General features: G+C 69.0%; 22 protein-coding genes. 10 read left to right on the top strand and 12 right to left on the bottom strand.

Annotation, left to right across the window (positions count from 1 at the left end):
* Both VF542_RS21475 and VF542_RS21470 read right to left on the bottom strand, forming a co-directional pair.
* Positions 1 to 321, bottom strand: a 321-nt coding sequence (locus VF542_RS21475; RefSeq protein WP_408653742.1) for a maleylpyruvate isomerase N-terminal domain-containing protein, incomplete at its 3' end; no start/stop codon positions are given.
* Positions 322 to 428: 107 nt separating this feature from the next.
* Positions 429 to 1,016: a TetR/AcrR family transcriptional regulator gene (locus tag VF542_RS21470; protein ID WP_408653741.1), complete on the bottom strand. Its 588-nt coding sequence runs from the start codon at positions 1,014 to 1,016 to the stop codon at positions 429 to 431.
* A 155-nt stretch (positions 1,017 to 1,171) separates the two neighbouring features.
* Here VF542_RS21470 and VF542_RS21465 point away from each other — a divergent pair, with 155 nt between their 5' ends.
* Both VF542_RS21465 and VF542_RS21460 read left to right on the top strand, forming a co-directional pair.
* Positions 1,172 to 2,716 carry a flavin-containing monooxygenase gene (locus tag VF542_RS21465; protein ID WP_408653740.1) on the top strand — a complete coding sequence of 515 codons (1,545 nt, stop codon included), beginning with the start codon at positions 1,172 to 1,174 and terminating at the stop codon, positions 2,714 to 2,716.
* A gap of 13 nt (positions 2,717 to 2,729) precedes the next feature.
* Positions 2,730 to 3,656, top strand: a complete 927-nt coding sequence (locus VF542_RS21460; RefSeq protein WP_408653739.1) for an SDR family NAD(P)-dependent oxidoreductase — start codon at positions 2,730 to 2,732, stop codon at positions 3,654 to 3,656.
* Here the strand turns inward: VF542_RS21460 and VF542_RS21455 are convergent.
* Positions 3,557 to 4,045, bottom strand: coding sequence for a GNAT family N-acetyltransferase (locus VF542_RS21455; RefSeq protein WP_408653738.1), 489 nt, complete (start codon positions 4,043 to 4,045; stop codon positions 3,557 to 3,559). The genes VF542_RS21460 and VF542_RS21455 overlap by 100 nt on opposite strands.
* 118 nt (positions 4,046 to 4,163) lie before the next feature.
* On the opposite strand from VF542_RS21455, the gene VF542_RS21450 reads away from it, so the two are divergent.
* Positions 4,164 to 4,754: a hypothetical protein gene (locus VF542_RS21450; protein WP_408653737.1), complete on the top strand. Its 591-nt coding sequence runs from the start codon at positions 4,164 to 4,166 to the stop codon at positions 4,752 to 4,754.
* 71 nt (positions 4,755 to 4,825) lie between these two features.
* Here VF542_RS21450 and VF542_RS21445 read toward each other — a convergent pair whose 3' ends face one another.
* The 5 genes from VF542_RS21445 to VF542_RS21425 form a co-directional block, all read right to left on the bottom strand.
* Complete coding sequence (locus VF542_RS21445; RefSeq protein WP_408653736.1) at positions 4,826 to 6,223, bottom strand: HAMP domain-containing sensor histidine kinase; 1,398 nt, start codon at positions 6,221 to 6,223, stop codon at positions 4,826 to 4,828.
* Positions 6,220 to 6,951, bottom strand: a complete 732-nt coding sequence (locus VF542_RS21440) for a response regulator (RefSeq protein WP_408653744.1) — start codon at positions 6,949 to 6,951, stop codon at positions 6,220 to 6,222. The genes VF542_RS21445 and VF542_RS21440 overlap by 4 nt, the downstream gene beginning before the upstream one ends.
* A 139-nt stretch (positions 6,952 to 7,090) precedes the next feature.
* The gene (locus tag VF542_RS21435; RefSeq protein ID WP_408653735.1) at positions 7,091 to 7,543 is read right to left on the bottom strand and encodes a nitroreductase family deazaflavin-dependent oxidoreductase; all 453 of its coding nucleotides are present in this window, start codon (positions 7,541 to 7,543) and stop codon (positions 7,091 to 7,093) included.
* An 18-nt stretch (positions 7,544 to 7,561) separates the two neighbouring features.
* Positions 7,562 to 7,822: a penicillin-binding transpeptidase domain-containing protein gene (locus VF542_RS21430; RefSeq protein ID WP_408653734.1), complete on the bottom strand. Its 261-nt coding sequence runs from the start codon at positions 7,820 to 7,822 to the stop codon at positions 7,562 to 7,564.
* Between the two features lie 8 nt (positions 7,823 to 7,830).
* Complete coding sequence (locus VF542_RS21425; RefSeq protein ID WP_408653733.1) at positions 7,831 to 9,483, bottom strand: penicillin-binding transpeptidase domain-containing protein; 1,653 nt, start codon at positions 9,481 to 9,483, stop codon at positions 7,831 to 7,833.
* Positions 9,484 to 9,557: 74 nt separating this feature from the next.
* On the opposite strand from VF542_RS21425, the gene VF542_RS21420 reads away from it, so the two are divergent.
* Positions 9,558 to 10,322, top strand: a complete 765-nt coding sequence (locus VF542_RS21420; RefSeq protein ID WP_408653732.1) for a sulfite exporter TauE/SafE family protein — start codon at positions 9,558 to 9,560, stop codon at positions 10,320 to 10,322.
* A 61-nt stretch (positions 10,323 to 10,383) separates the two neighbouring features.
* Here the strand turns inward: VF542_RS21420 and VF542_RS21415 are convergent, their stop codons facing one another.
* The 4 genes from VF542_RS21415 to VF542_RS21400 all read right to left on the bottom strand — a co-directional run bounded on the left by VF542_RS21415 (position 10,384) and on the right by VF542_RS21400 (position 16,244).
* Positions 10,384 to 12,618: a heterodisulfide reductase-related iron-sulfur binding cluster gene (locus VF542_RS21415; RefSeq protein ID WP_408653743.1), complete on the bottom strand. Its 2,235-nt coding sequence runs from the start codon at positions 12,616 to 12,618 to the stop codon at positions 10,384 to 10,386.
* Positions 12,619 to 12,817: 199 nt separating this feature from the next.
* Complete coding sequence (locus tag VF542_RS21410) at positions 12,818 to 13,129, bottom strand: contact-dependent growth inhibition system immunity protein (RefSeq protein ID WP_408653731.1); 312 nt, start codon at positions 13,127 to 13,129, stop codon at positions 12,818 to 12,820.
* Positions 13,126 to 14,442 (bottom strand): RNase A-like domain-containing protein, encoded by a 1,317-nt coding sequence (locus tag VF542_RS21405; protein ID WP_408653730.1) that lies wholly within the window; start codon positions 14,440 to 14,442, stop codon positions 13,126 to 13,128. The genes VF542_RS21410 and VF542_RS21405 overlap by 4 nt, the downstream gene beginning before the upstream one ends.
* 182 nt (positions 14,443 to 14,624) lie before the next feature.
* The gene (locus VF542_RS21400; protein WP_408653729.1) at positions 14,625 to 16,244 is read right to left on the bottom strand and encodes an APC family permease; all 1,620 of its coding nucleotides are present in this window, start codon (positions 16,242 to 16,244) and stop codon (positions 14,625 to 14,627) included.
* Between the two features lie 291 nt (positions 16,245 to 16,535).
* On the opposite strand from VF542_RS21400, the gene VF542_RS21395 reads away from it, so the two are divergent.
* From VF542_RS21395 to clpB, 6 genes are all read left to right on the top strand, one after another.
* Entirely contained in the window at positions 16,536 to 19,535 is a 3,000-nt protein-coding gene (locus VF542_RS21395) for a hypothetical protein (protein WP_408653728.1), read from the top strand.
* A gap of 160 nt (positions 19,536 to 19,695) precedes the next feature.
* Positions 19,696 to 21,561, top strand: coding sequence for a molecular chaperone DnaK (gene dnaK, locus VF542_RS21390; protein WP_408653727.1), 1,866 nt, complete (start codon positions 19,696 to 19,698; stop codon positions 21,559 to 21,561).
* Positions 21,562 to 21,608: 47 nt separating this feature from the next.
* Positions 21,609 to 22,286, top strand: coding sequence for a nucleotide exchange factor GrpE (grpE, locus tag VF542_RS21385; protein WP_408653726.1), 678 nt, complete (start codon positions 21,609 to 21,611; stop codon positions 22,284 to 22,286).
* Between the two features lie 104 nt (positions 22,287 to 22,390).
* Positions 22,391 to 23,374 (top strand): DnaJ C-terminal domain-containing protein, encoded by a 984-nt coding sequence (locus tag VF542_RS21380; protein WP_408653725.1) that lies wholly within the window; start codon positions 22,391 to 22,393, stop codon positions 23,372 to 23,374.
* On the top strand, positions 23,371 to 23,820 hold the full coding sequence (locus VF542_RS21375; RefSeq protein WP_408653724.1) for a heat shock protein transcriptional repressor HspR: 450 nt from the start codon (positions 23,371 to 23,373) through the stop codon (positions 23,818 to 23,820). Before VF542_RS21380 ends, VF542_RS21375 begins: the two co-directional genes overlap by 4 nt.
* A 166-nt stretch (positions 23,821 to 23,986) precedes the next feature.
* Positions 23,987 to 26,581, top strand: a complete 2,595-nt coding sequence (clpB, locus tag VF542_RS21370; RefSeq protein WP_408653723.1) for an ATP-dependent chaperone ClpB — start codon at positions 23,987 to 23,989, stop codon at positions 26,579 to 26,581.
* Positions 26,582 to 26,664 lie beyond the last annotated feature (83 nt).

Below are 26,664 nucleotides of genomic sequence, written 5' to 3'. Positions count from 1 at the left end.
GGCCGAGGGGGCCGGCGTCATGGTCCACACCGCCAGGGTGTCCGGTGCGGCCCGCAGCCGGCCGAGCACCTCCTGGAGCCCCGCGTCATAGGCCTCGAGCAACTGGCCGTCCTCGGGGACGCTGAACTCGAAGTCGTCCTGGTTGCCACCGCCCACGATCCAGCTCGCCCAGCGGTGCACCTTGGTGACATGCCCCAGCAGCCGCGACACGCTCCAGCCCGGGCAGGACGGCACGGCTGCCCGCAACGCCGGCTGGCGCGCTGACTCCCGGAGCAGCCAGCCCTGGCGCGCCAGTTCGTCGAGGTACTGCTGGAAGGTCAACACTCCGGTGAGCCGGTGCGTCCAGCGGGGGTCATACCGGGCATCCTAGTAACCGATCGGTGACCGGCCGCGCGCGCAATGCCGCCACAACGTCGGCCGGCGCCGCCCTAGCCCACCGACAGCACCGCGGGCAGCGTGGCGGTGAGTACCCGAAGCAGTTCCTCCTTGGACAGCTGCTGGTCGGCCACCCAGCCGAGCACCGCCTCCTCCACCAGTGCCGACCAGCCGCGGGCCATCAGCCGGACGGTCGGGCTGTCCTGGACGCCGAACACCTCCAGGTTGTCGGTGATCCGTGCCGTCATCACCTCGCGGGTCCCTTCGAAGATCTCCAGCAGCGCCTCGTCGCTGCCGGCGGCCCCCCGGACGAGTGAGATGTAGGACTGGTAGTTGGCGAGCACGTAGTCGATGTAGTGGGCCAGCGACAGGCTCAGCCGGGTGGTGGGGTCCTTCGACATGTCGGGCTTGGTACGGGCAAGCAGGTCATCGGCCGCCCGTCGTACCACCGCCCGGTGGAAGTCCTGCTTGCTCTTGAAGTAATGGAACAGCAGGCCGCGGGAGATGCCGGCCTCCTCGGCAAGGACATCGACGGACAGCTCGTCCAGCGTGCGGGTCGCCAGCATCCGGACCCCGAGATCGAGCAGTTGCTCTCGCCGAGCATCCGGAGTCAACCGGACCCGCTTGGACACAACTGTCATCGGCGCCCACGTCCCACCATCACCATGCGTTTCCACTCAGGAACATCTTATGAACACTGTCTATGCGCTGCGGGCAGCCATGCCGCGCGCCGCGCTACCGGTCGCTGTTCAATGCCGCTACGGCCACCAGTTGCCCAAGGTTCTAGGCTGGCACCATGATCGGCCAGCAGCCCGAGGCGGCCCCGGAGCCGCTGCCGGGACGAGTGGCGGTTCTCGTCGTCGGTGCCGGCTTCGCCGGTCTGGCCACGGCCATCAAGCTGGCCGGCAGCGGTGAGCAGGACTTCCTGGTCATCGAGCGCCGTGCCGAGGTCGGCGGCACCTGGCGGGACAACACCTACCCGGGTGCCGCCTGCGACGTGCCGTCCCAGCTCTACTCCTTCTCCTTCGCGTTGAACCCGGACTGGCCCCGGTCGTTCTCGGCGCAGCCGGAGATCCAGGACTACCTGCGCAAGGTCGCCCGCGACTCCGGCCTCCTGCACCGGTTCCGGTTCGGGGTCGAGTTCGAGGGCGCCAGCTGGGACAGCGACGCCGAGCTGTGGCGGGTCGAGACCTCGGCCGGCCCGGTCACGGCACAGTTGCTGGTGTCGGCTGCCGGAGCGCTCTCCGAGCCCAAGGTTCCCGAGCTGGCCGGGCTGGCGTCCTTCGACGGCGCGGTGTTCCACTCGGCCGAGTGGGACCACGGCCAGGACCTGACCGGCAAGCGGGTGGCGGTGATCGGCACCGGCGCCTCGGCGATCCAGATCGTGCCGGCGATCGCTGACCGGGTGGCCCGGCTGCAGGTCTACCAGCGGACCGCACCCTGGGTGCTGCCCCGGCACGACCGGGCCTACCGCCCGCTGGAGAAGCTGGCGATGCACCGCATCCCCGGCTACCAGAGGCTGGTCCGCAACGTCATCTACCTGGCCCGGGAAGCGACGGTGCCGATGTTCATCGCCGCGCCCTGGATCGGCTCGCTGGTCAGCCGCTCGGCCACCGCCAATATCAACCGCGCGATTTCAGACCCGGTGCTGCGGGCGAAGGTCCAGCCGCACTTCGCGCTGGGGTGCAAGCGGGTGCTGATCTCCAACGACTGGTACCCGGCGCTGACCCGCGACAACGTCGAGCTGATCACCGAGCCGATCTCACACCTCACCCCGAACGCCATCGTGACCGCGGACGCGACGTCGCGTGACGTCGACGTGCTGATCGTGGCCACCGGGTTCCAGGCCACCGAGCAGCCGATCGCCGACCTGATCAAGGGCAGGGACGGCCGGACGCTGGGCCAGGCGTGGTCCGAACGCGGTGTCCAGGGCTACAAGGGCGCCACCGTGCACGGCTTTCCGAACCTCTTCTTCGTGATCGGGCCCAACACCGGCCTCGGCCACTCCTCCATGGTGTACATGATCGAGTCGCAGGTTGCCTATCTGGTCGATGCCTGGCGCCAGATGCGCCGCCACGGGCTGGCCACCGTGGAACCGACCGCGGCCGCGGAGGACGCCTGGAACGCCGACCTGCAGCGGCGGATGCGGCGGACGGTCTGGAGCACTGGCGGCTGCCGCAGCTGGTATCTCGACGCGCACGGCCGCAACGTCGCACTCTGGCCCCGGACCACCTACCTGTTCCGGCGGCTCACCGCCTCCTTCGACCCGGGTGCCTACCACCTCGGCGCCCGTCCCGGCACCGCACCGCCGGAGCGCCCACGACCGGGGGCGTCGCCGTGACCGGGCGGTCGACATGACCAGCCTCGCGGGCAAGGTCGTGGTGATCACCGGGGCCGGGTCAGGCATCGGCCGGGCACTGGCGCTGGCCGCGGCCGGCCACGGCGCCCGGCTCGCGCTGTCGGACATCGATGCCGCGGGACTGGCCGAGACCGTCCGGCTGGTGGGCGCTGCCCGGGTGCGCGCGGACCAGCTCGACGTCCGGGACCAGCCGGCGATGGCTGCCTACGCCACCTCGGTGGCCGCGGAGTTCGCAACGGTCAACGTGGTGATCAACAATGCCGGTGTCGCACTGACCGGGGACCTGCTCCAGGTCAGCTACCCGGACTTCCAGTGGGTTCTGGACGTGAACTTCTGGGGCGTGGTGAACGGGACCAAGGAGTTCCTGCCCCACCTGATCGCCAGCGGCGACGGCCACCTGGTGAACCTGTCCAGCGTGTTCGGGTTGCTGAGCGTGCCCCGGCAGAGCGCCTACAACGCCGCCAAGTTCGCGGTCCGCGGCTTCACCGAATCGGTGCGCCAGGAGATGCTGGTCGCCGGTCACCCGGTGCGGGTCTGCTGCGTGCATCCCGGTGGGATCAGCACCTCGATCGTCCGGAACTCCCGGGTCGCGCCGGGGGAGGACCACGCGGGGCTCGTCGACTTCTTCGACCGCAGGCTGGCCAGGACCAGCGCCGACCGGGCGGCAGCGGTCATCCTGGCCGGAATGCTGGCCGGCAAGCCGCGGATCCTGGTCGGTGCGGACGCCAAGGTGCTGCACCCGCTGGCCACGGTGCTGGGTGCCCGCTACCAGCGGCTGGTCGCCGGGGTGGTCGCTCGTACGGTGCCCGGTGGACCGGGCCGTCAGGACTGGCGTGACAGCTGGCCGGGACGGCGCATCGGCAGGTGGCTGATGCCGTCCTCGACGAATGCCGCGCCGTCGGGTTCGAAGCCGAACCGCTGATACCAGCCCACCAGCGGCGACTGCGCGTCGAGCACCACCTCGATCCCGGCGGCCGGGTTCTCAGCGACTTCGGCGTCGGAGTCCAGCGCGTCCAGGGCGTGACGCATCAGGACGGTGGCGATCCCGCTGGTACGGGCCCCCGGGGCGGTGGCAACCCGGCCGATCCGGGCGGTGCCGGGATCCTCCCGCAGGACGCGCAGGGTCGCGATCACCGCGTCGCCGTCGGTGGCCCACAGCCAGCGCGCGCCCGGTTCCAGATCGCGGCCGTCCAGCTCGCGGTACGGGCACCGCTGCTCCACCACGAAGACGTCCACCCGTAGCTGGAGGATCCGGTAAAGGGTGCCGGCGTCGAGGTCGGCCGGCGCGGCCAGGTGCAGCTCGAGGCTCACACCGCCCAGCGTAGTTGGCGTCCCGAACACAACCCTGACAATTCCCTGCCCGAAGGCCAACCTTGACGCGGCACCGTTAACAAGGTCCACTTCTGGCAGGGTTCGACGGGAGATCATCATGTTGAAGAAGATCGTGCTCGCGGCATCGGCCGCGGTCGTGGTGCTCGGAGCGGGGACCGCCGCCCTGGCCGCTTCCGGGGGTAGCTCGTCCAGTCCCCCAGCGTCCAGTTCGTCCAGCCCCTCGGCGAAGGCCAGCGGCTCCGCGGCGCCGGGCGACTCGGGCAGGGCCGCTGCGCCGGGGCAGTCCAAGGCGCCGGGCCGGCCGGGTGCACTGGAGCGGCCGGGTGCGCGGGGTCGGGGCAAGGGGCACCGGCCGGAACTGCGAGCGCTCGGGCGTGCCCTGCACGCCCAGTGGGTGACGCGCGACCGCGACAACGACAACAGCTTCGTCACCCATGACGCGATCCGCGGCACGGTCACCGCGGTGTCGGCCAGCTCGATCACGGTCAAGGCCGCGGACGGTGTCAGCCAGACCTACGCGATCACCAGCACGACGAAGGTGCGCCTGCGCAAGGGCCAGCCGGGCAACGGCAACGGGCGTGGCGCGGCCGGGACGATCAGTGACGTGCACACCGGTGACAAGGTCGCCGTGGTCGGAACCGGTACCACCAGCCTGACCGCCCAGCACGTCGTCGCCGTCACCGGATAGTGCAGCCGTAGCAACCCGCCGGAACGACGGAGCAGCCGCTGGTCCGGCGAAGCAGCTGCTGGAACGACGGCTCAGGCCGCCGGCAACCGCACGGTGAAGCGGGCCCCGCCCTCCGGAGCGCGGCCCGCTTCCACGGTGCCGCCCAGGCGGCTGACCAGGCCGGCCACGATGGCCAGGCCCAGCCCGGTGCCGACCTGGCGCAGTCCCCGGTAGCGCTCGTACAGCGCCGAGCGCTGGAAGGCCACCGTGAGGTCATCCGCGGTCAGCCCCGGCCCGCCGTCCCGCACCTCCGCCACCACCAGCCGATGCCGGTCGCCGGCCTGCTCCGCGCGGACCGCCAGCACGATCGGGGCCCCGGCGGGAGTGACCCGCAGCGCGTTCTCCAACAGCCCGTCAAGCACCTGCCGCAGCCGCGCCGGGTCGGTCCTGACGGTGAATCGGCCGGGACCTGCAGCTGCCTGCTCCAGCCGCAGTTCGAACCGGACGCCCACCGCCGCGCATCGTCCGGACCAGACCTGGCCGGCGGCCCGGCACAGCTCGGCGACGTCGACGTCCGCGAGGTCGATGCCGAACTGGTGTGCGTCCAGGCGGGCCAGGTCCAGCAGGTCGGCCACCAGCCGGTCCAGCCGGCGTGACTCGGTGAGCACGATGGCTCCGACCTCGGCCGCCCGCTCGGGCGCCACGACCCCCTCGGCCAGCGATTCGGCGAAGCCGGTGATCGCGGTCAGCGGCGTGCGCAGCTCGTGCGAGACCGACAGCAGGAACTCCCGCTGCCGGGCCTCGGAGTGCGACAGCGCCGCGGCCAGGACGTTGACGGCGGTCGCCACCTCGGCGACCTCGGTGGGACCTTCGGCCACTACCGCCACGTCGCGGCGACCGCCGGCCAGGGCGTGCGCGGCCTCGGCGGTCCGGCGCAGCGGCCGGGAGATCCGCAGCGCCACCAGCAGCCCCAGCAGGGCGGCGATGCCGACCGCGATCAGCAACGCCCAGACGATCTGCCGGGCGGTCCGGTCAGCGGCGGCGGTGGCCTCCGAACGCCGCTGCACCAACGCGATGCCACCGGTCCGGGTGCCCCGCGCCTCGATCAGCACCTGCTGCCCCTGGATCCGTCGCTGCACCGACAGCGAGCCGCTGGCCAGCAGGGTGTGGACGTCGTCGGGGGTCAGCGCCGCCCGCAGCAGCGGGCTGTTGGTGGCGACGCTGCCCGCGCTGTCGATCGATGCCGACTGGATACCCAGGTTGCGCAGGATGGCGCGCGCCCGTGCCTGGCTGTTCTGCGCATTCGGGCCCTGATCGGCAGCCACCCGGGCCACGTCGGCGAGGTTGCCGAGGGTGCCGCGGGCCGCGGCGGTGTCCGAGCGGTGCACCAGGTTGATCGCCAGCACGCCGGCCAGCAGTGCGGTGATCACCGCCACCCCGACCGCGAGTGCGGAGATGCGCTGGGCAAGCGTCGTGGCCGGCAGCCTCATCGAGGGCCGGCTGAGGGTCCGACCGAGCCCGGTGACCGGTCCGGCTCGACGGCGTACCCGACGCCGCGGACGGTCCGGATCGGGCTGGCGTCCTGCAGCTTGGCCCGGACCTGCGCGATGTGCACGTCCACCGTGCGGGCCCCGGCGACGGCGGAGTAACCCCATACCGCGCTGAGCAGTTGCTCCCTTCCGAACACCCGTCCGGGACGGCGCATCAGGTAGGCCAGCAGGTCGAACTCGGTGGCGGTCAGGCTGACCTCACGGTCACCGGCGTGCACCCGCCGCCCGGCCGGGTCCAGCCGGATCGAACCGACCCGCAGTGGCGCCGGGGCGTCGGCTACCCCCTGGCTGCGGCGCAGCACGCCGGCCACCCGGGCCACCAGCTCGCGCGGCGAGAACGGCTTGGTCACGTAGTCGTCGGCGCCCAGTTCCAGGCCGACGATCCGGTCCACCTCGTCATCGCGGGCCGTCACGAAGAGCACCGGCGTCCAGTCCTGGGCCGCGCGAAGCCGCCTGCACACCTCGATGCCGTCGATGCCCGGCAGCCCGACGTCCAGGATCACCGCGGCGGGGACGAACCGGCTGACCGCGGCCAGGCCGGCCTCACCGTCGCGTTCCAGCCGGACGCCGAAGCCGGCAGCGGCCAGGTTCAGCCGGATCACCTCGGCGATGGCCGGCTCGTCCTCGATCACCAGGATCAGCCCGCGGCTGGGCGCGGTGATCGGCACATCGGTCGGCGCAGCGGTCGGCACAGCGGAACTGTACGAGGCTTCGGCCTCGCCGAGGTCACCTGAAGATCAGGATCTGGTACGAGCCGCGGTTCGGGTCAGCTACCAGGGGCAGGTACACCGGGGCCGGCCGCCGGGGTCAGGACGCCTCGGACTGAACCGGCTCGAGCACGACCAGCGGGATCGGCCGGTCGGTCTTGCTCTGGTACTCCTCGTAGGCCGGCCAGATCTGGCACATCATCTGCCACAGTTCCGGCTTCTCCGACTCATCGGCCGTCCGGGCCATGGCGACGAAGTCGTCGGCGCCGACCTGCACGGCAACCTCCGGGTTCTCCGTCAGGTTCAGGTACCAGGCGGGGTGGTTCTCATCGCCGCCCTTGGAGGCAACCACGACGTAGGACGAGCCGGACGTGCCGTAGATCAGGGCCGTGCGGCGCAGCTTGCCGCTCTTGCGTCCCTTGGTGGTGAGCAGCAGGGTCGGCACCCCGTTCCAGTGGTGCCCCTCCTCGCCGTTGGTCTCCACGTACCGCTGGATGTGGTCGGCGACCCAACCTTCGGGACTGTCGTAGACGTGCGCATCGTTGGTGGTCATGAATCCACCGTACAAAATTCAGGGCACCCTGGTGAAGAACTGCCTGGCCAGTGGAACCGCCCCGGTGGTTGACTTCTCGCCGCCGTAGACGAACACCGCGATTGCGAGATCGGAACTGCCGCCGCGGACGCCGGCGAACCAGGAATGGCTCCTGGGCGGGTTGTCGGTGCCGAACTCCGCGGTTCCGGTCTTGCCCCGGATCCCACCGGGGAGGTCGTGCAGCAGCGGGTAACCGGTCGCGCCGGGCATGGACACGGTGGCCCGCATCAACGCGTTCATGTTGGTGCTCAGCCTGCTGCCCAGTGCCTGGCCGGGCTTGGCCTGCTGGCCGATGAGCAGTGACGGAGCGACCGGGTGCCCGAGGCGGCCGCACCGGCCATCGAGGCCATCAGCAAGGGGCTGACGAGCACCTTGCCCTGGCCGATCGCCTCGGCGGCCTGCTCGGTTCCGGTGGCGGTGGCGGGGATGGAACCGGGGAACGCCGGCACCGGCAGCTTCCAGTCACCGCCCAGCCCCAGGCTGTTCGCCGCCTTGGCCAGGGCGCCGGCCGGGAGCTTCATGCCGAAGGAGATGGCCGTGGTGTTGCAGGAGTAGCCGAACGCGGCGGTCAGCGGGATCCGGCCGTGCTCGAACTCGTCCTCGTTCTCGAAGGTCCGCCCGTTGACGGTGACGGTGGGCGGGCAGTCCACGGCGGTCGCGGCGGTCAGGGCGGGATCGGTCTGGAACGCCGCGGTGTAGGTGGCGATCTTGAACGTCGAGCCGGCCGGGTACTGGCCGGTCAGCGCGATGTCGCCCGGTGCGCTGGCGCTGTTGGCCACCGCCAGGATCTTGCCGGTCGAGGGCTGCAGCGCCACGATCGAGGCCGGTCGCGACTCTCGAGCCAGGGTGGCGTCCGCGGCCGCCTGCAGGCCGGAGTCCAGCGTCAGTCGAACCGGCTTGCCGGCCACCGGCGGGGTGACCGTGCCCAGCTTGGCGCCTGGCGTCGCGTCGGTGTCGCTGGCGGCATAGACCTCGACGCCCGGCGTGCCGCGCAGTTGCGCGTCCAGCGCCTGCTGCAGCCCGGATAACCCCACGGTGTCGCCGGCCTTGACCTGCCCCTGCGAGGCCTGCACGATCTCGGCGGTGGCGGGGCCGACACTGCCCAGCAGCGGCTTGCCGAAGTTGGAGGTAGGAGGCAGCAGCCGGGTCTCGGACTGGAACTGGGTGCCGGGCAGGTTGTAGATCTTCGCCTTGATCTGCTCGTAGGCCGGCCGGCGAAGGGTGATGATCGGAACGAACTGGCCCTTGCCTGCCGCCTTGACGGCGCTGATGATCTCACCCGCGGTGGTCTGCAGGGCCGGTACCGCCGCCAGCCGGGTGGCGAGGCCGGAAAGGTCTCGCACGGCAGGCGGGTTGATGCCTACGGTCACCACTGCCGTCGGCCTGAACAGCGGGGTGCCGTTGCCGTCCTGCAGCGCGGCCCGGGGCGGCTGGCTGCGCTTGAGTGCCAGGTGTGAGCCGTCGACCAGCTGCGGGTGGATGTCGCTGGCCTTCCAGTCCACCCGCCAGTTCTCGGCCTGCTTCACCATCGGCAGCGATCCGGCGTACTTCCACGGGGTGCTCAGCCCGGGCAGCTGCCAGCTGGCGTCGTAGTGCGCGGTGGCCGACGTGGGCTGCCGGTCGGTCAGGCCGGTGACCCGGAGCTCGCCGCGCACGCCATCGCCGCCGAGCCCGGCCAGACTCGCGCCGATCGTGGCCGACGCGGCGCCGGCGTCGGTGGTGTGCTGACCGGCGGTCGCCGGGTCGGCGGCGCCCAGAGCGGTCAGGTAGGCCTGTGCCGCCTGCTGCTCCGGCGGGATCTTCTTGGCGCGACCGCAGCCGGTGAGCGCCAGCGCGGCGATGGTCAGCGCGACCACCACCGCCAGCCACCGTGACCGGGGCCTGGGGGCGGGGGTGATCATGCCTCGATTCAACCAAAGTCAGCTGGGAGCCGGTGATGACCGGGGGATGCGAGCGGGGCGACTACGGTAGCCGGGTGACAGGGATCGGGGCCGCCGCGGTCGTTGCGCTCGCCGGAGTGGGTGCCGGCACGATGAACACCGTGGTCGGGTCGGGAACGCTGATCACGTTTCCGGTGCTGCTGTCCCTCGGGGTTCCGCCGGTGACCGCCAACGTCAGCAACACCATCGGGCTGGTGCCCGGCACCTTCAGCGGGGCCAACGGCTACCGCCGTGAGCTGGCCGGCCAGCGCGACCGGCTGCTGCGGCTGGGCTCGGCGTCCCTGATCGGCGGGATCACCGGCGCGCTGCTGTTGCTGGTGCTGCCGGCCGGTGTGTTCCGGGCGGTGGTGCCGATCCTGATCGTGCTGGCGGTGGCGCTGGTGATCGCGCAGCCCCGGCTGTCGCGGCGCTTCGTGGGGCAGGCCCAGCACGGTTCGCAAGGCCGGCACCCGGTCCTGCTGTGGGTTCTGGTGCTGCTGACCGGTGTGTACGGAGGGTACTTCGGAGCGGCTCAGGGGGTGCTGCTGGTGGCGACGATGGGCGCCTTGCTGGACCACAACCTGCAGCGGGTCAACGGCCTGAAGAACGTCCTGGCCGGCGTGGTGAACGCGGTCGCCGGGCTGTTGTTCGTGCTGCTGGCACATCCGAACTGGTTGTACGTCGCCCTGATCGCGGTCGGCTCCACGGTCGGCGGCCAGCTCGGGGCGGTGGTGGGCCGGCGGCTGTCACCCACCGTGCTGCGCGCGGTGATCGTGGTGGTCGGCCTGGCCGCGCTGGTCAAGTTCCTGTTCTTCTCCTGAGCCGCTTCTCCTGAGCCGCTTTGCCTGAGCCGCTTCTCCTGAGCTGCTTTGCCTGAGCTGCTCAGTCCGCGGTCGACGTCTCCGGCGGTGCGGCGAGCGCCGGGCGTCCCATCGACTGCTGCAGGATCTGAGCGACGTCGAGCACCTGGACGTGTTCCTTGGCCGAGCCGTCGGCCTTCTTGCCGGTGACCGCATCCGAGAGCATCACCATGCAGAACGGGCAGGCGGTCGAGATCAGGTCCGGGTCCAGGCCCAGCGCCTCATCGGTGCGCTCAACGTTGATCCGCTTGCCGATCTTCTCCTCCATCCAGAACCTGGCGCCGCCGGCGCCGCAGCAGAAGCCGCGGTCCTTGCAGCGATGCATCTCCTGCGACCGCAGCTGCGGGATGGCGCCGAGCACCTCACGGGGTGGGGTGTAGACCTTGTTATGCCGGCCCAGGTAGCACGGATCGTGGTAAGTGACCTTCTTGTCGACCGGCTCGACCGGGGTGAGTCGGCCGTCGGCGACCAGCGTGGCCAGCAGTTGGGTGTGGTGCACCACCTCGTACTCGCCGCCGATCTGCGGGTACTCGTTGGCGATGGTGTTGAAGCAGTGCGGGCAGGTTGCCACGATCTTCAACGGCCGGCCGTCGGGCTTGATGGAATTGAGCTTCTCGACGTTCTCGGCACCCAGCATCTGGTACACGAACTCGTTGCCGAGCCGGCGGGCCGAGTCACCGGTGCAGGTCTCTTCCCTGCCGAGGATCGCGAACTCGACCCCGGCCACGTCGAGCAGTTCGGCGAAGGCCCTGGTGACCTTCTTCGACCGGTCCTCCAGGGCACCGGCACACCCGACCCAGAACAGGTACTCGACGTCCTCGGGCAGTGGCTGGCCCGGTGACACCCGGCGTACCTGGAAACCCAGGCCCTCCGTCCATTCCTCGCGATTCTTGGCCGGCAGGCCCCAGGGGTTGCCCTTGTTCTCCAGGTTGCGCAGCATGGTGCCGGCCTCGGACGGGAACGCCGACTCGATCAGCACCTGGTAGCGGCGCATGTCGACGATGTGGTCGATGTGCTCGATGTCGACCGGGCACTGCTCGACGCAGGCCCCGCACGTGGTGCACGACCACAGCACGTCCGGATCGATGACGCCGTGCGAGGCCAGGTCTCCCACGAGCGGGCGGGAGAACTGCTGTGGGTTCGTCCCGGTGACTCGGCCGTAGCCGGACTCGGCAACCCCGTGGCCATGGCCGCCGTCGTCGAACGCCTCGCTGCCGAGAGGGACGGCGCCCTCGTCGGGAACGGCCTTGCCCCCGATGAGGTACGGCGCCTTGGCGAACAGGTGATCGCGCAGGTCCATGATCACGAGCTTGGGTGACAGGGGCTTGCCGGTGTTCCAGGCCGGGCACTGGGACTGGCACCGGCCGCACTCGGTGCAGGTGGCGAAGTCCAGGTAGGCCTTCCAGCTGAAGTCCTCGACCTTGCCCTTGCCGAACACGGTGTCTTCGGACAGGTTCTCCACGTCCATGAAGTCGATCGCCTTGCCCTGGGCGTCGGTGACCGGCGGCAGCGCCCCGAGCGCCCTGGGCAGCCGCTTGAAGTAGACATTGATCGGAGCGGTGGCGATGTGCAGGTGCTTGGAGTAGGTGACGATGATCAGGAACACCAGGACGACCGCCACCTGCGCCAGCAGGAAGATGGTGGCCAGGCCGGTGTTGTAGGCGCCGGTCCCCAGCGCCTTGGCCGTCAGGTACGAGGCGAAGGTCCACTTCGACCGCCCGAACGGGAACTCACCGGCATTCAGCTGCGCACCGCGGAGCAGGAACAGCGTCAGGATGACCAGTGTGATCATGCCCAGGATCACCCAGGCCGGTCCGGTGTGCGAGCCGTAGAAGCGGGAGTCCCGCTGTTTGCGCTTGGGGGCGTTGCGAATGCGCAGCACCGCGAAGGTCGCCAGGCCCACCAGGACGGCGACCCCCATCAGGTCCTCCAGGAACCCGAGCGCCTGCCACTTGCCGATCAGCGGGATGTGGAAGTCACGGCTGATCAGGAGCGCCCCATAGGCCTCCAGGATGGTCAGGTTGAGGATGACGAATCCCCAGAAGGTAAGGAAGTGCGCCAGGCCCGGGACCGACCACTTGAGCAACCGGGTCTGGCCGAGCACCTCCTCGGCGTCGTTGACGGCTCGGCCACCGGCGTTCTTGCCACGCCCCGGGGCGGCCGTGCCGGAGCGGATCAGCCGGACCAGCCACAGAATCCGCCACCCCGCGATCGCCGCGGTGGCGACGGTCATCAGCAGGGTCAGGGTGATGCGCAGTGCCACTGCGTCCTCCAGCGTCGTCGGCTTCGGCCTCGTCAGGCGTGACGTGGGCAAGGATACCCAGGGTTACCAACGGGTAACCAAGGTCGCCAGGCACCGACTAGGTCACATCCTCTGGCAGGGTCAGGTCGGCTTGCGGCACCGCTACGCGGGCGTATCAGGTCGCTCGACGGTGCGTGCTGCGGCTTTCCAGCCGTCAGGCCGCCGGTGACTTCCGCAGGACCTCGTCGACCCGATCGGCGACTGCCAGCAGCCAGTCACGATGTGACGTCCAACCATCGAACTGGATCCGATACACCAGGCCTAACTTGCGCAGCTGAACCGCCAGCTCTGCCTCCGAACGGAATCGTCCGACTACCTCGTCCACGTCGGCTCGGATAAGGGGTGCGTAGTCGGGCTCAGCATGCGCGAACTCGTCAATGGCCTGCAGGGCAGTGGGGTGGTCATCGGCCCAGTCCTCATGCAGATAGCCACCCAGTAGGGTCTCTAGAGCCTCGAACTCGGTCATATCATCACCATCGCCGTATGGATGCGGAACCCAGTGGGCAGCTCGGGGGTTCGTCTGATCACCAATCGTATGCCTCTGGCAGGTAGCGGAGCGCTCGAATCTCGTGAGATCACCGTGCCAACGGCACTATCTGCTCGTCCTGTAAGGATGAGTTCTTTCTTGGAAGTGGAGAGCCAGGATACGATCTTCGCTCGGTCTTCCAGAAGAAGGGCCGACAGCGCGTTTTCGGCGACTTCCCGGTTGTAGAAGGTCGATGCATCGTTGATCCAAGGCTCGGTGGCGAGCCGGTTGCGCAGGAATTCGTGGCTCTTGCCGACGTGCTTGGCCAGCGTGTGGCCGTCCTCGATTCCCTCATGGGCCATCAAGCCGCCACCCGGCACCAGATGCACGACGTTGTCGGCGGCCCGTAACCCGCGAAAGGCGCTGCCGCCGATCGGGATTGCCGCTGCCAGCTCGAGCCCCAGGCTTGCGGCGCTGACCTGCTCACCCCGCTCGCGCCGGGTGCTGTCCACGGCGAGCTGAGCGGCCGCCAGCACCGTTGCCGCCGCCAGGCAGGCGGTGCCAGCCGGCGGGCAGATGAACAGCAGTGCCACGCCGAGCACCGTCAGATCGACGTTGAGGGCGCCCAGGCACTCGGAGATGTTGTGCAGGGACGGGTGCAGGACCGCCCGCTCGAAGGTGCCGAGGTGTCGCTGCGCCGCGGCTGCCACGTGATGCTCGATCGCCCGAAGACCGTGCACGTCCCGGGTCGGATCAGCCTGATCGGCATGTCCGAGCGCCCGGATGCAGCGATCCAGCGCATCGGCCCATCGGTCGTAGCCGGTCTTGAAGTCGCGGGCGATCGGCAGCAGGTCCGCCGCCGTGTCCGACGACGAAGCCGGATGGCCCGGTAGCGAATCGAGGCCGAGCGGGACGTGCTGTCGCCGAGCCAGCTCCTCACAAGCCTGCTGCAGCTGCCGCCGGCTGGCACCGAGCCGCGGCGCGGTCTCCTCCAGGGCACCGGCGTACCCGATCAGGGCTGCGGCGTAGTGCTCGTAGCGGTCCGCGGTTGCCGACATCGACGGCGCGTGCGTACGCACCTGATCGATGAAGCTCCGATGAGCGGCACCGCTCCACAAGCCGGTGTCGAGGTTCGACAGCAGTGTCGAGGCGATGCGGCGCAGCTCGGCGGCGCGCGCACCGGACCGGTCGGCCACCGAGCGGATACCTGCCGGGTCACCGGCCGGCACCCGTTGCGCCAGGCAGACCTGCGCCGCCCGCAGCCCGTCGCCGGGCAGCTCGAACCGGCTAGTCGCCATAGCCGCCACTGCCACGCTCGCCACTGCTCCGCTGCATGTGGCAGGACGTTAGGCAATCCGGCCTGCCGGTGAGTTGAGTTGTCCACAGGCAGCCAGCCAGACCTCCGGCACCCTGAGTTGTCCACAGGTCAGCCCAGGCAGCGCCCGACCGCTCCCGGTGGCGCAGGCGAGGCGCTGTCAAGTCGGCGGCCGTCAGTTCACTTACGGCTGCGCTCTGCCGACCCGGCCCGGTCCGGCTCCGCCGCGTCCCCCAGGTGCTGGCGGACGCCACGGTCGGGATGAGCCAGCACGAAGACGAGCACCCCGACCAGGGTGACGGCCAGCATGACCAGCAGGGTGATCCAGTCGAGGTTGAAGTAACCGCGCGGGCTGGCAAGCCCGGTGGGCAGCACCACGTTGAGCAGCATCAGGCCGAGGTAGGCCGCGGCGAGGACGGTGACCGGCCACGCCCACCGGCCGAGCTGGAACCTGCCCTCCGCGATCCAGCCGCGGCGGCGCGCCACGATCGCGCCGATCACGGTGAGCAGGAACGACAGGTAGATGCCGCTGACTCCGAAGGACACCAGCGATACCAGCACGTTGATGTTCGCCGGGTAGGTGATGAAGCCGAACTTCACGTCGTGGTTCGGTGAGGCGAAGACCAGCAGCACGAACAGCGCCGTCACGATGGACCCGGCGACCAGGGCGTTCACCGGGGTCCTGAACCGGGGATGGACGGCTGACAGCCACCGCGAGCGAGGCAGCGCGCCGTCACGCGCGTAGGAGAAGACCAGCCGGCTGCCGGCACCCTGGACGGAGGTTCCGCAGGAGAAGAACGCGAAGATGATCAGCAGGAGGAGGAAGTCCTGCAACCAGCTGGGCAGCTGCCCGAGGATGAACGGGACGCCACCGCCCTCGATGGTGCTGCCCACCGGGTTGCTGCCCGACGGCATGGCCAGCAGCAGCGACGCGATCAGGATGAAGGAGCTGACACCGCCCCAGATCAGTGCCCAGCGCATGGCTCGCGGCACCTGCCGGCCGGCGTCCTTGGTCTCTTCGGAGATGTCGCCGGCCGACTCGAAGCCGTAGAAGATGTAGACCGGCGCGAGCACCGCGATGAGGGCCGCTCCGGTCAGCCAGTGGCCGCCGAAATCCAGCCCGAGCGGGTTGCTCGCGGCATGCTGGACCTGCTGGGTGGAGAACAGGAAGCCCAGGCCGTGGTGGAAACCATGCACCGCCAGGATGATGGCGATCCCCAGCGTGCCGACGATCTCGACGTACACCCCGAACTGGGCCACGCGGCCCATCACCCTGGCGCCGGTGATGTTGAGACTCGTCTGGATGACCAGCAAACCCACCGTGATGATCAGGATCGTCCAGTGGTCCGTGGGGTCGAAGTTCCAGCCGAACCAGTTGTGGCAGAGCGCGGTGACGTAGCTGACCACGCCGGTGTCCACCGCGGCCACCGTGGTCAGCAGCGCGATGCCGTAGAACCATCCGACGAACCAGCCGTAACGCGGTCCGACGGAGAACTTGCTGTACTGGTAGAGCGCACCGGCGATCGGGTAGTGGCTGGCGAGTTCCCCGAAGACCAGCGCGACGAGCAGCATTCCCAGCACCGGCAGCCAGGTCAGCCACACATAGGCCGGACCGCCCGTCCCCACCCCGAGCACGAACAGGGAGTAGATCCCCACCATCGGGGACAGGTAGGTGAATGCGACGGCGAAGTTCGCGAACAGCCCCAGCACCCGGTTGAGCTGGGGCCGGTATCCGAGGCTCTCCAGCCGGGCGTCGTCATCGGAGAGGGTGTTCGGCGTGCGCGGTGAGCTGATGGACATCGGACCTCCACGCGTGAGGGCATCCAGGCAGGCACAACCTTGCACACTCGGAGCGGGCCGTACAGCGTCCCGGCCGAAGGCGTCGCACATCCGGCTCACGGGGTTTCCCTGCTGTGAATTCTCCGGGACGACAGGCATTTGCACCGGCTGAGGAATCGGTCAAACTGAGCAGGTAGTCGGACCTACACCAGAGGGGATCCCATGGTGCAAAGGTTGGTGGGTCGACGTTCGCGAGTAGAGCGGGTTTCACTTGCCGGCGCGCACCCCGTCCGATGGTTCTGCTTCTCCGCGGTGACATTGATCGTTCTGCTCTATTCGGCTTACCTCAGTATCCGCACTCCCTATCCGCAGGCGTCACAAAATACCTGGGCCGGACCCCTGCGCCACGCGTATGCATTATGGAAGGTCGACATCGGCCCGATTGCCCGCAATCTCGTCCTGACGGTCGGACTGGTGCTGTTCCTCTACACCTTTCGACGATGGCGGCAGGCGGAGTTGGTACGCCGACCGGGACCCATCGAAGTCACCGGGTTGATCAATGCCACGGGCGACGACACGGTGAACATCCTCGAGCTGGCGACTGCCTTTCGGACAGTTCTCGGGCGCGTCAACCTGAACTCGCCGGCGGCTGTGCCCGGTGCCGGTCGCCCCGTCGAATTCTTGGAACTGCTTCGCGGCGCCGCCAATGAGAAAACGATGCTCGGGATGGTCGCCGGCCTGCTCGGACTGACCTCGGTAACGCATGCCTATGCCGTCACTGCCGTGCTGCGCAAGCGGAACGAACCAGCGGCCCCGTTCGGTATCACCGTCAGCGTCGCAACGTTGCCACGCGGCGGGACACCGCCGCACACGGTGTGGGCCTCCGACTGGCCGTTGGCGGTGGATCAGGCGGCAATGGCCGTGGGTGCGGCGATATTGCCCCTGACCAGGTTGTGCCGCCGCCCTCCGTGGTCGGACTGGCGCGGGCTGGCGCTTCCACCAGCCCTGTTTGGCGCTTATCAGCAAGCTAAGACCTTCACCGCCCAACGGCGCTACGACGAGGCGCTGGGAACCTTTTATGGAGCGCTGGAACTCGATCCGCTGAACCTGCATATCCGGCTGGAGATCGGGACACTGCAGGAGCAGTTGCAGTTGTTCCTCGATGCGTTGGAAACTTATGACGACGTGATCGCCCTCGGCTCTCGAGCCGATGAGCGTCTTGCCCATGCCTGGTCGGACCGGCTGTTGCACGGTTGGACGGTGCTGACCAAGGGGTCGACGCGGGCTGCCCTGCGATCGCAGCAGCGGGCATGGCATCCGCTGGGCGAGGGCTGGCGCGGGCGCCGAGGTGAACGGGGCATCCGGCCGCCAGCAGGAATCTGGCGTGGTAGCGACCGGCATCGGGCTCTGCAGATCGCGAGGTACCGCTATGCGATGGTGCTGGGGTTCTCCGAGGTGGTGGTGGCCCAGTGGCTCAGAGGGCCGGATGAGAATCAGCTGACCCGCAGGGATCCGGAGCGGGAACGACTTCGGGCCAGGTTGCTGCCGCGCCTGAGCCATTACACCTTCCGTCCAATCCTGGACGATTCCGGCCACCGGGACGCGCGTAGCGTGCTGGTCGACATCATGCCGCATCAACCCGATTCACCGGCCGAGGTACAACGGCTCGACCGAATCGAGCAACGGCTCCGGGTGGTGGTGGGCACCGCCAACCGGATTCGGGAGCGGGCGCCGAGGTGCGATGAGACGCATGAACACTTCCACGCCAGGTTCAAGATCGCTCGCGACCTCCTAGCCGACGACCGGCCGGCCAGTTCGCGCACGCTGGACAAAGTGGCGAAGTCCTTGCTCGCCGCCACCGACCTGTGTGCAGACAAGGACTGGTCGAAGGTTCGGGCAGTGGCCGCAGAGGTTCTGCCGGAGCTTCGACCGGCTCCGGCCCCCAAGCTGACGGCGCTGGACATCCTGCGTGCGCAGGAGTTGTTCCAGGCAGCCTCGCTCACCGAGGTCGTCCAGCTGCAACGCGACTACCGGTGGTTCAAGGGACGTCGACGCCGAGACCACCCGATCTCGGCAACTGCGGTCCGAGTCAGCATAGTGCTGGCGCACCTGCGGCAACGGCGGATCCACGCACTGGTGGGGGCTCAGTTGGCGGCAGGCTCACCGGACAAGGAGCAGTTCGGGCCGCTGGTGACCTGGCCGCCGCCCCTGGGGGAGGTCAGCGTGCAGGTGACCCGTGCGCTGGGCCGCAACCCGCTGGCGGTGCACGACTGGCAGGACTTCTACAACGCAGCCTGTGTGTACGCGATGCTGTTGCTGCCGCACAACAACTGGGCCGGGCTCCACCTCGGGCATCGGCTGGTTCAGCCGGATTCCGGTGAGACCGAAGTGGACATCGAGGTACGCGATCATTTCACTGCCGAGCACGCGGTCCGGTCACTGGAACGGGCCATCGACACCAGCGACAGCAGCTTCGCAGCAGGTCAGCGAAGCTGGCTCACCTTCGAGGACCCGGACCTGGTGGGGTTTCGCTCTCGCCGTGAGTTCGCCCAGTTCCGAGGTCGAAACCTCACCAGTGCGGGTTCCACCGCTCCGCTACCCAAGAACGTGCACGTCCTGCAGCTGTCGGCATACGTCACCGAGATCCTGAGGTTGCTGGCATCGACCCAGCTCGACTCGGCCGCCGCAGGGTTCGAGCAGTGGACACCGGCGCGCCTGTCGGCCTGGTTGGAGCGCGATCGCAGGTGCTGGCAACTGCTGACGGAATTGATGTTGGAATACCGCGATTGGCGGTCGCGGCTGCGCGCCCTGCATCTGATCATCCAGCTGGCCGGAGGTGAGGTGACGCGGTCACCCATGATCCCGTATCCGACCTTTCCCGACGCTCGCATCGGCGACCTGGTGGATGTCTCGGCGGCGCATGACGGCCGGTGTATTAATCTCGCAGGCCGGTATGCCCGACAGGAACGGGACGAGCAGTTCAGCCGCCTACGCAGCATCGTGTTGTCGGGCACAGTAGGGCAGCGGCAGCCTGAGGCAGCCGATCGCGAGGCCGGGCACCTGATGCAGCAGCAGCTGTCCGCCGCCGAGATCACCAGCCTCGGCCGTGACCGGGTGGCAGCGGCCTTCACGCAACGGCGGCTGGCCTGGGAACACATCTACGACTGCCTGAGCATCAACTACTTCACCGACGACAAGGGTCAGCTGAAGGAACGGAAGGAGCGGGAAGGGCGCTTCGAGGCCCAGCTCGCGCTGGCGGTCGTCGCCAGCAAGCTGCCGTCACCGGGGGCTACGGCGCGTTCCGGTTTGTGATCCACGCCACAGTCTAAGACGGAAGTTGAGCGTACTCGGCTCAGTTCTTTTGACAGAAGGCCGATCCAGGTAGCACCATCGAAGCTACCGGGTTGACCCGGACTGACACCAACAAGCAGACAACCAAGCACATACCGAAGCACTTACTGAGGAGTTCACCATGGCACGCGCGGTCGGAATCGATCTCGGCACCACCAACTCCGTTGTCGCCGTCCTGACCGGTGGCGAGCCGGAGGTCATCGCAAACGCGGAAGGCTCCCGGACCACGCCGTCCGTCGTGGCCTTCGCCAAGAACGGCGAGGTCCTGGTAGGCGAGGTCGCCAAGCGCCAGGCCGTCACCAACGTCGACCGGACGATCAGGTCGGTCAAGCGCCACATGGGCACCGACTGGTCGGTCGACATCGACGGCAAGAAGTACACCGCTCAGGAGATCAGCGCCCGCGTGCTGCAGAAGCTCAAGCGGGACGCCGAGGCCTACCTGGGCGAGACGATCACCGACGCGGTGATCACCGTGCCGGCGTACTTCAACGACGCCGAGCGGCAGGCCACCAAGGAAGCCGGCCAGATCGCCGGCATGAACGTCCTGCGGATCGTCAACGAGCCGACCGCCGCGGCGCTGGCCTACGGCCTGGACAAGGGCGAGAAGGAGCAGACCATCCTGGTGTTCGACCTCGGTGGCGGCACCTTCGACGTCTCGCTGCTGGAGATCGGTGACGGCGTCATCGAGGTCAAGGCGACCAACGGCGACAACCACCTCGGTGGCGACGACTGGGACCAGAAGATCATGAACTGGCTGGTCGACAAGTTCAAGGCCGCGCACGGCATCGACCTGACCAAGGACAAGATGGCGTTGCAGCGGCTGCGCGAGGCGGCCGAGAAGGCCAAGATCGAGCTCTCCTCGAGCCAGCAGACGTCGATCAACCTGCCCTACATCACCGTGGACACGGAGAAGAACCCGCTGTTCCTGGACGAGCAGCTGAGCCGGGCCGAATTCCAGCGGATCACCTCCGACCTGCTCGAGCGGACCAAGGTGCCGTTCCAGAACGTGCTGCGTGACGCCGGCATCCCCCTGGACAAGATCGATCACGTGGTCCTGGTCGGCGGCTCCACCCGGATGCCCGCCGTCGTGGAGCTGGTCAAGGAGCTGACCGGTGGCAAGGAGCCCAACAAGGGCGTCAACCCCGACGAGGTCGTCGCGGTCGGCGCCGCGCTGCAGGCCGGTGTTCTCAAGGGCGAGGTCAAGGACGTCCTGCTGCTCGATGTCACCCCGCTGTCGCTGGGCATCGAGGTCAAGGGCGGCATCATGACCAAGCTGATCGAGCGCAACACCACCATCCCGACCAAGCGCTCGGAGATCTTCACCACGGCCGATGACAACCAGTCCAGCGTGCAGATCCAGGTCTACCAGGGCGAGCGTGAGATCGCGGCCTACAACAAGAAGCTGGGTGTCTTCGAGCTGACCGGCATCCCGGCCGCGCCGCGAGGCGTCCCGCAGGTGGAGGTCACCTTCGACATCGACGCCAACGGCATCGTGCACGTCTCGGCCAAGGACCTGGCCTCGGGCAACCAGCAGGGCATGACCATCACCGGTGGCTCGGGCCTGTCCAAGGACGAGATCGACCGGATGATGAAGGACGCCGAGGCGCACGCCGCCGAGGACAAGGCGCGTCGGGAGACGGCCGAGATCCGTAACACCGGCGAGCAGCTGGTCTACCAGACCGAGAAGTTCATCGCCGACTCCGGCGAGAAGATCCCGGCCGAGTCCAAGACCGAGCTGGAAGCCGCGCTGGCCGAGCTGAAGACCGCCCTGGCCGACGCCAACGCCAGCAACGAGACGATCCAGGCCAAGACCACGGCCCTGAACGAGGTCAGCGGCAAGGCCGCGACCGCGGTCTATGCCGCCGAACAGTCAGCGCAGGCGGGCGCCTCCGCCTCGGCCGACGGTGCCAGCCCCAACGGCGCCGGACCGGCCGCCGATGGCGCCGATGACGTGGTCGACGCCGAGGTCATCGACGAGCAGCGGTAACCGTGATGGACCAGTTCGATGCAGCTGCCGCAGAGGAGGAGTCCGACATGACGCCGCCGAATCCGGCATCCCCGCAGGAGCCCGGTGCTGGCCCTGACCAGCCAGCACCCGGCTTCACCTTCGCGAACAAGCGCAAGATCAGCCCGGACGGTTCACCGGTCGCGCCGGCCGGCGGGACGGCCGAGCCGCCCGCCGGCTCAGCACCGGCCGGCCAACCGGGTTCGGCGGCCGCGGACGGAGCCGGCTCGCCAGCCGGGTCCGGCGACACCGGCGAGGTCGCCGCCAAGCCGGATCCGAACGAGCTGCTGGCTGCCGAGCGGCTGGCGGACCTGCAACGCCTGCAGGCGGAGTACGCCAACTACCGCAAGCGGGTCGACCGGGACCGGGCGATGATCCGCGACCTGGCGGTGGCCTCGGTCATCGAGTCGCTGCTTCCGGTGCTCGATGACATCCACCTGGCTCGCCAGCACGGTGACCTGGAGGCAGGACCGCTGGCCAGCATCGCCGACAAGCTGGAAACCACCCTGGCCAAGTACGGGGTCGAGCGTTTCGGCGAACCCGGTGCCGCCTTCGATCCGGCGGTGCACGATGCACTGATGCACGTGGACGAAGAACTGGCCGAGGGCACCGAGGGGACCACCGTGGTAGGGGTTCTGCAGCCTGGGTACCGGATCGGTGACCGGGTCGTCCGGCCGGCACGGGTGTCGGTCGCGGACCCCAAGTAGTGACCGGCCGAGCGGCGGCTCGGCCGGCATCACGTAGCTCAGCACCACTCGATCAGAACCGATGGTTACGACACAGGTAAGAACAGTGAAGGAGGCATGACGTCATGGCCAACCAGGACTGGTTCGACAAGGACTTCTACAAGTCCCTGGGCGTCGCCTCTGACGCTGCGGACTCCGACATCAAGAAGGCCTACCGCAAGCTGGCCAAGGACCTGCACCCGGACAAGAATCCCGGCGACGCCAAGGCCGAGCAGCGGTTCAAGGAGATCAGCGAGGCCTATTCGGTGCTCTCCGACGCCGACCAGCGCCGGGAGTACGACGCGGTGCGGGCGATGAGTCACGGCCGCGCCCGGTTCACCGCGGGCAGCGGCCCCACCGGCGGCTTCTCCGACGACGTCTTCTCCGGCTTCTTCAGCCGGCAGTCCGGTCGTCAGTCCGGTGGCTTCGGCACCCAGGGCGCGAACATCAGCGTGGAGGACCTGCTCTCCGGGATGTTCACCGGAGGCGGTTCCAGCGGGTTCGGCCAGGCCCCGCCGCGTACCGGAAGTGACGTCGAGGCCACCACCACGCTGACCTTCCGGCAGGCCGTCGAAGGTGACACCGTGACACTGCGCCGCGAGGACGGGTCCACGGTGACCACCCGGGTGCCCACCGGTGTGAAGGACGGCCAGAAGATCCGGCTGCGCGGCAAGGGCAATCCCGGACCGGCGGGCAGCGGGGACCTGATCCTGACGGTGTCGGTACAGCCGCACCCGCTGTTCGGACGGTCCGGCGACGACCTCACCGTGACGGTTCCGGTGACCTTCGCCGAGGCAGCCCTGGGTGCCCAGATCGCGGTGCCCACCTTCGACGGCTCCACGGTCACCGTCAAGCTGCCGCCGGGCACCCCGTCCGGCAGGGTGCTGCGGGTCAAGGGCAAGGGCGTCGCTCGCAAGGACGGCACCTCGGGCGACCTGCTGGTGAACGTGTCGGTCGCGGTTCCGCAGAAGCTGGACGGCGCCGCCCGGGAGGCCGTCGAGGCCTACGCCGCGGCCACCGCCGGTGATGACCCGCGAGCCGGGTTGATGGCGCAGGCGAGGTCGGCATGAGCATTCCGCGCTTCGCCGAATCAGCCGCGGTCTTCGTCATCTCGGTGGCGGCCGAGCTGGCCGGGATGCACCCCCAGACGCTGCGGCAGTACGACCGGCTGGGTCTGGTGTCGCCGCACCGGACCCCGGGGCGTGGCCGCCGGTACTCACCCCGCGACATCGAGCAGTTGCGCGAGGTCCAACGGCTCTCCCAGGAAGAGGGCGTGAACCTGGCCGGTATCAAGCGCATCCTCGAGCTGGAGAACGAGGTGCACGCGCTGCGCACCCGGCTGGCCGAGCTGGAGGAGGACCGGCGGCGCTCCAGCCGAGCGGAGGCCAGGTTGAGGTCTCGACGGCTGTTCGCCGCCGGACCCGCCGGTGACATCGTCTCGGTGCCGATGGGCAAGCCGTTCTCCGACCCCGGCAGCGCGCTGGTGGTCTGGCGACCAAGTAGTCCGCAGAAGTAGTCCCGCAGGAGTAGGGCGCAGCGCACCTCCGCGGCCAGCACGGCATGAGCCTGACTTCGCAAGGTTGAGTGGAACAGACTCAAGTTCTGGCTCGTTATTCCCATGAGCCCGGCTGGCGCAGCCGGTCGAGCAACAGCGAAAACGAAGTGACAAAGGGGTAGAAGCCATGGACCTCACCACCCGAAGCCAGCAGGCCGTGTCCACGGCCGTCCGGACCGCTGCCGACAAGGGCAACCCTGCCGTGGAGCCGGCCCACCTCGCGGCCGCGCTGCTCAGCGACGAGCAGGGACTGGCACGTCCGATGGTGCAGGCGGTCGGCGTGGACCCGGCCAAGCTCAGCCGCGAGATCGGCGCCCTGGTGAGCGCGCTCCCGGCCGCCGCCGGCTCGACGGTGTCCGCCCCCCAGCCGTCCCGCAACCTGCTCAACGTGCTGGCCGCCGCCGAGCGGATCGCCAAGGACGCAGGAGATGAGTACGTCTCGGGCGAGCACCTGCTGATCGCCTTGTCCGAAGTGCCGTCGGAGGTGGCGAGCACGCTGACCCGGCTGGGGGCCAACCCGACGGCGCTGCGCGCCGCGCTGACCCAGGTGCGCGGCTCGACCCGGGTCACCAGCCCGGATCCCGAGGGCACCTACCAGGCGCTGGAGAAGTACAGCGTCGACCTGACCGCTGCCGCCCGCGAGGGCAAGCTCGATCCGGTGATCGGGCGTGACTCCGAGATCCGCCGGGTCATCCAGGTGCTGTCGCGGCGGACCAAGAACAACCCGGTCCTGATCGGCGAGCCCGGCGTCGGCAAGACCGCCGTCGTCGAAGGGCTTGCCCAGCGCGTCGTCGCCGGTGACGTCCCCGAATCGCTGCAGGGCAAGCGGCTGGTGTCGCTGGACCTCGGCGCGATGGTCGCCGGAGCCAAGTACCGGGGTGAGTTCGAGGAGCGGCTCAAGGCCGTCCTGACCGAGATCAAGGACTCGGCCGGGCAGATCATCACCTTCATCGACGAGCTGCACACCGTGGTCGGTGCCGGCGCGACCGGCGAGGGCGCCATGGACGCCGGCAACATGCTCAAGCCGATGCTGGCCCGTGGCGAGTTGCACATGGTCGGTGCGACCACCCTGGACGAGTATCGCCAGCACATCGAGAAGGACCCGGCCCTGGAGCGCCGGTTCCAGCCGGTGCTGGTCGGCGAGCCGTCCGTCGAGGACACCATCGGCATCCTGCGCGGTTTGGCCGGCCGGTACGAGGCCCACCACAAGGTGCAGATCTCCGACAGCGCCCTGGTGGCCGCGGCGGCCCTGTCCGACCGCTACATCACCTCGCGGTTCCTGCCCGACAAGGCGATCGACCTGATCGACGAGGCGGCGTCGCGGCTGCGGATGGAGATCGACTCCCGTCCGGTCGAGATCGACGAGCTGCAGCGCTCGGTCGACCGGCTGAAGATGGAGGAGCTGGCGCTGTCGAAGGAGACCGACCCGGCCTCGGTGGCCAGGCTGGAGGCGCTGCGCGCCGAGCTGGCCGACCGCACCGAGGCGCTGGACGCGCTGAACGCCCGCTGGGAGCGGGAGAAGTCCGGCCTGAACCGGCTGGGTGAGCTGAAGGAGAAGCTGGACGAGCTGCGCACCCACGCCGAGCGCGCCCAGCGCGAGGGCGATTTCGAGACCGCGTCCCGACTGATGTACGGCGAGATCCCGCAGACCGAGAAGGAGCTGGCCGAAGCGGCTGCCGCCGAGCAGCCGGCCGACGTGATGGTCAAGGAGGAGGTCACCGCCGACGACATCGCCGAGGTGGTCAGCGCCTGGACCGGCATTCCGGCTGGCCGGCTGATGGAGGGCGAGACCGCCAAGCTGCTGCGGATGGAGGAGGCCCTGGCGCAGCGGGTGAAGGGCCAGAAGCAGGCCGTGCAGGCCGTCTCGGACGCGGTACGCAGGGCCCGGGCCGGCATCAGCGACCCGAACCGCCCGACCGGCTCGTTCCTGTTCCTCGGCCCGACCGGTGTCGGCAAGACCGAGCTGGCCAAGGCGCTGGCCGCGTTCCTGTTCGACGACGAGCGGGCGATGGTCCGCATCGACATGAGTGAGTACTCCGAGAAGCACTCGGTGGCGCGGCTGGTCGGCGCCCCGCCCGGTTACGTCGGTTACGACGAGGGTGGCCAGCTGACCGAGGCGGTGCGCCGCCGGCCGTACTCGGTGGTGCTGTTCGACGAGGTCGAGAAGGCCCACTCGGACGTCTTCGACATCCTGTTGCAGGTGCTCGACGACGGCCGGTTGACCGATGGCCAGGGCCGGACGGTGGACTTCCGCAACGTCATCCTGGTGCTGACGTCCAACCTCGGCTCGCACATCCTGGTCTCGGAACTGGACGACACGTTGAAGAAGGACGCCGTGCTGGATGCGGTCCGGTCACATTTCAAGCCGGAGTTCCTGAACCGCCTTGACGACATCGTGGTGTTCGACCCGCTGACCACCGTGGAGCTGACCGGCATCGTCGACGTCCAGCTGGGCCTGCTGCAGAACCGGCTGGCCGGTCGGCGGCTGGTGCTGCAGGTCTCCGACGCCGCGCGGGAGTGGCTTGCGATCAACGGCTTCGACCCGATGTACGGGGCCCGGCCGCTGCGCCGGCTGATCCAGACCGCGATCGGTGACCGGCTGGCCAAGGCGCTCATCGCCGGCGAGATCACCGATGGCGACCAGGTGCGGATCGACGTCACCGAGGACCGGTCGGCCCTGACGGTCAGCGCCGCGTCGATGGCCGAGGTCGCGGTTCGGTGACTGACGGCTGCACCCGGGTGACGCCGGGTGCCCACGGTCGGCGCGTCAGCCTGCGGAGGCACAGTCATGTAGTAGGGCGGTTA

The organism is Jatrophihabitans sp. (assembly GCF_036389215.1).
Taxonomy (GTDB): Bacteria; Actinomycetota; Actinomycetes; order Mycobacteriales; family Jatrophihabitantaceae; genus Jatrophihabitans_A.
The sequence above is the reverse complement of the archived record's forward strand: the minus strand, read 5'-3'. Positions and strand labels throughout refer to the sequence as shown.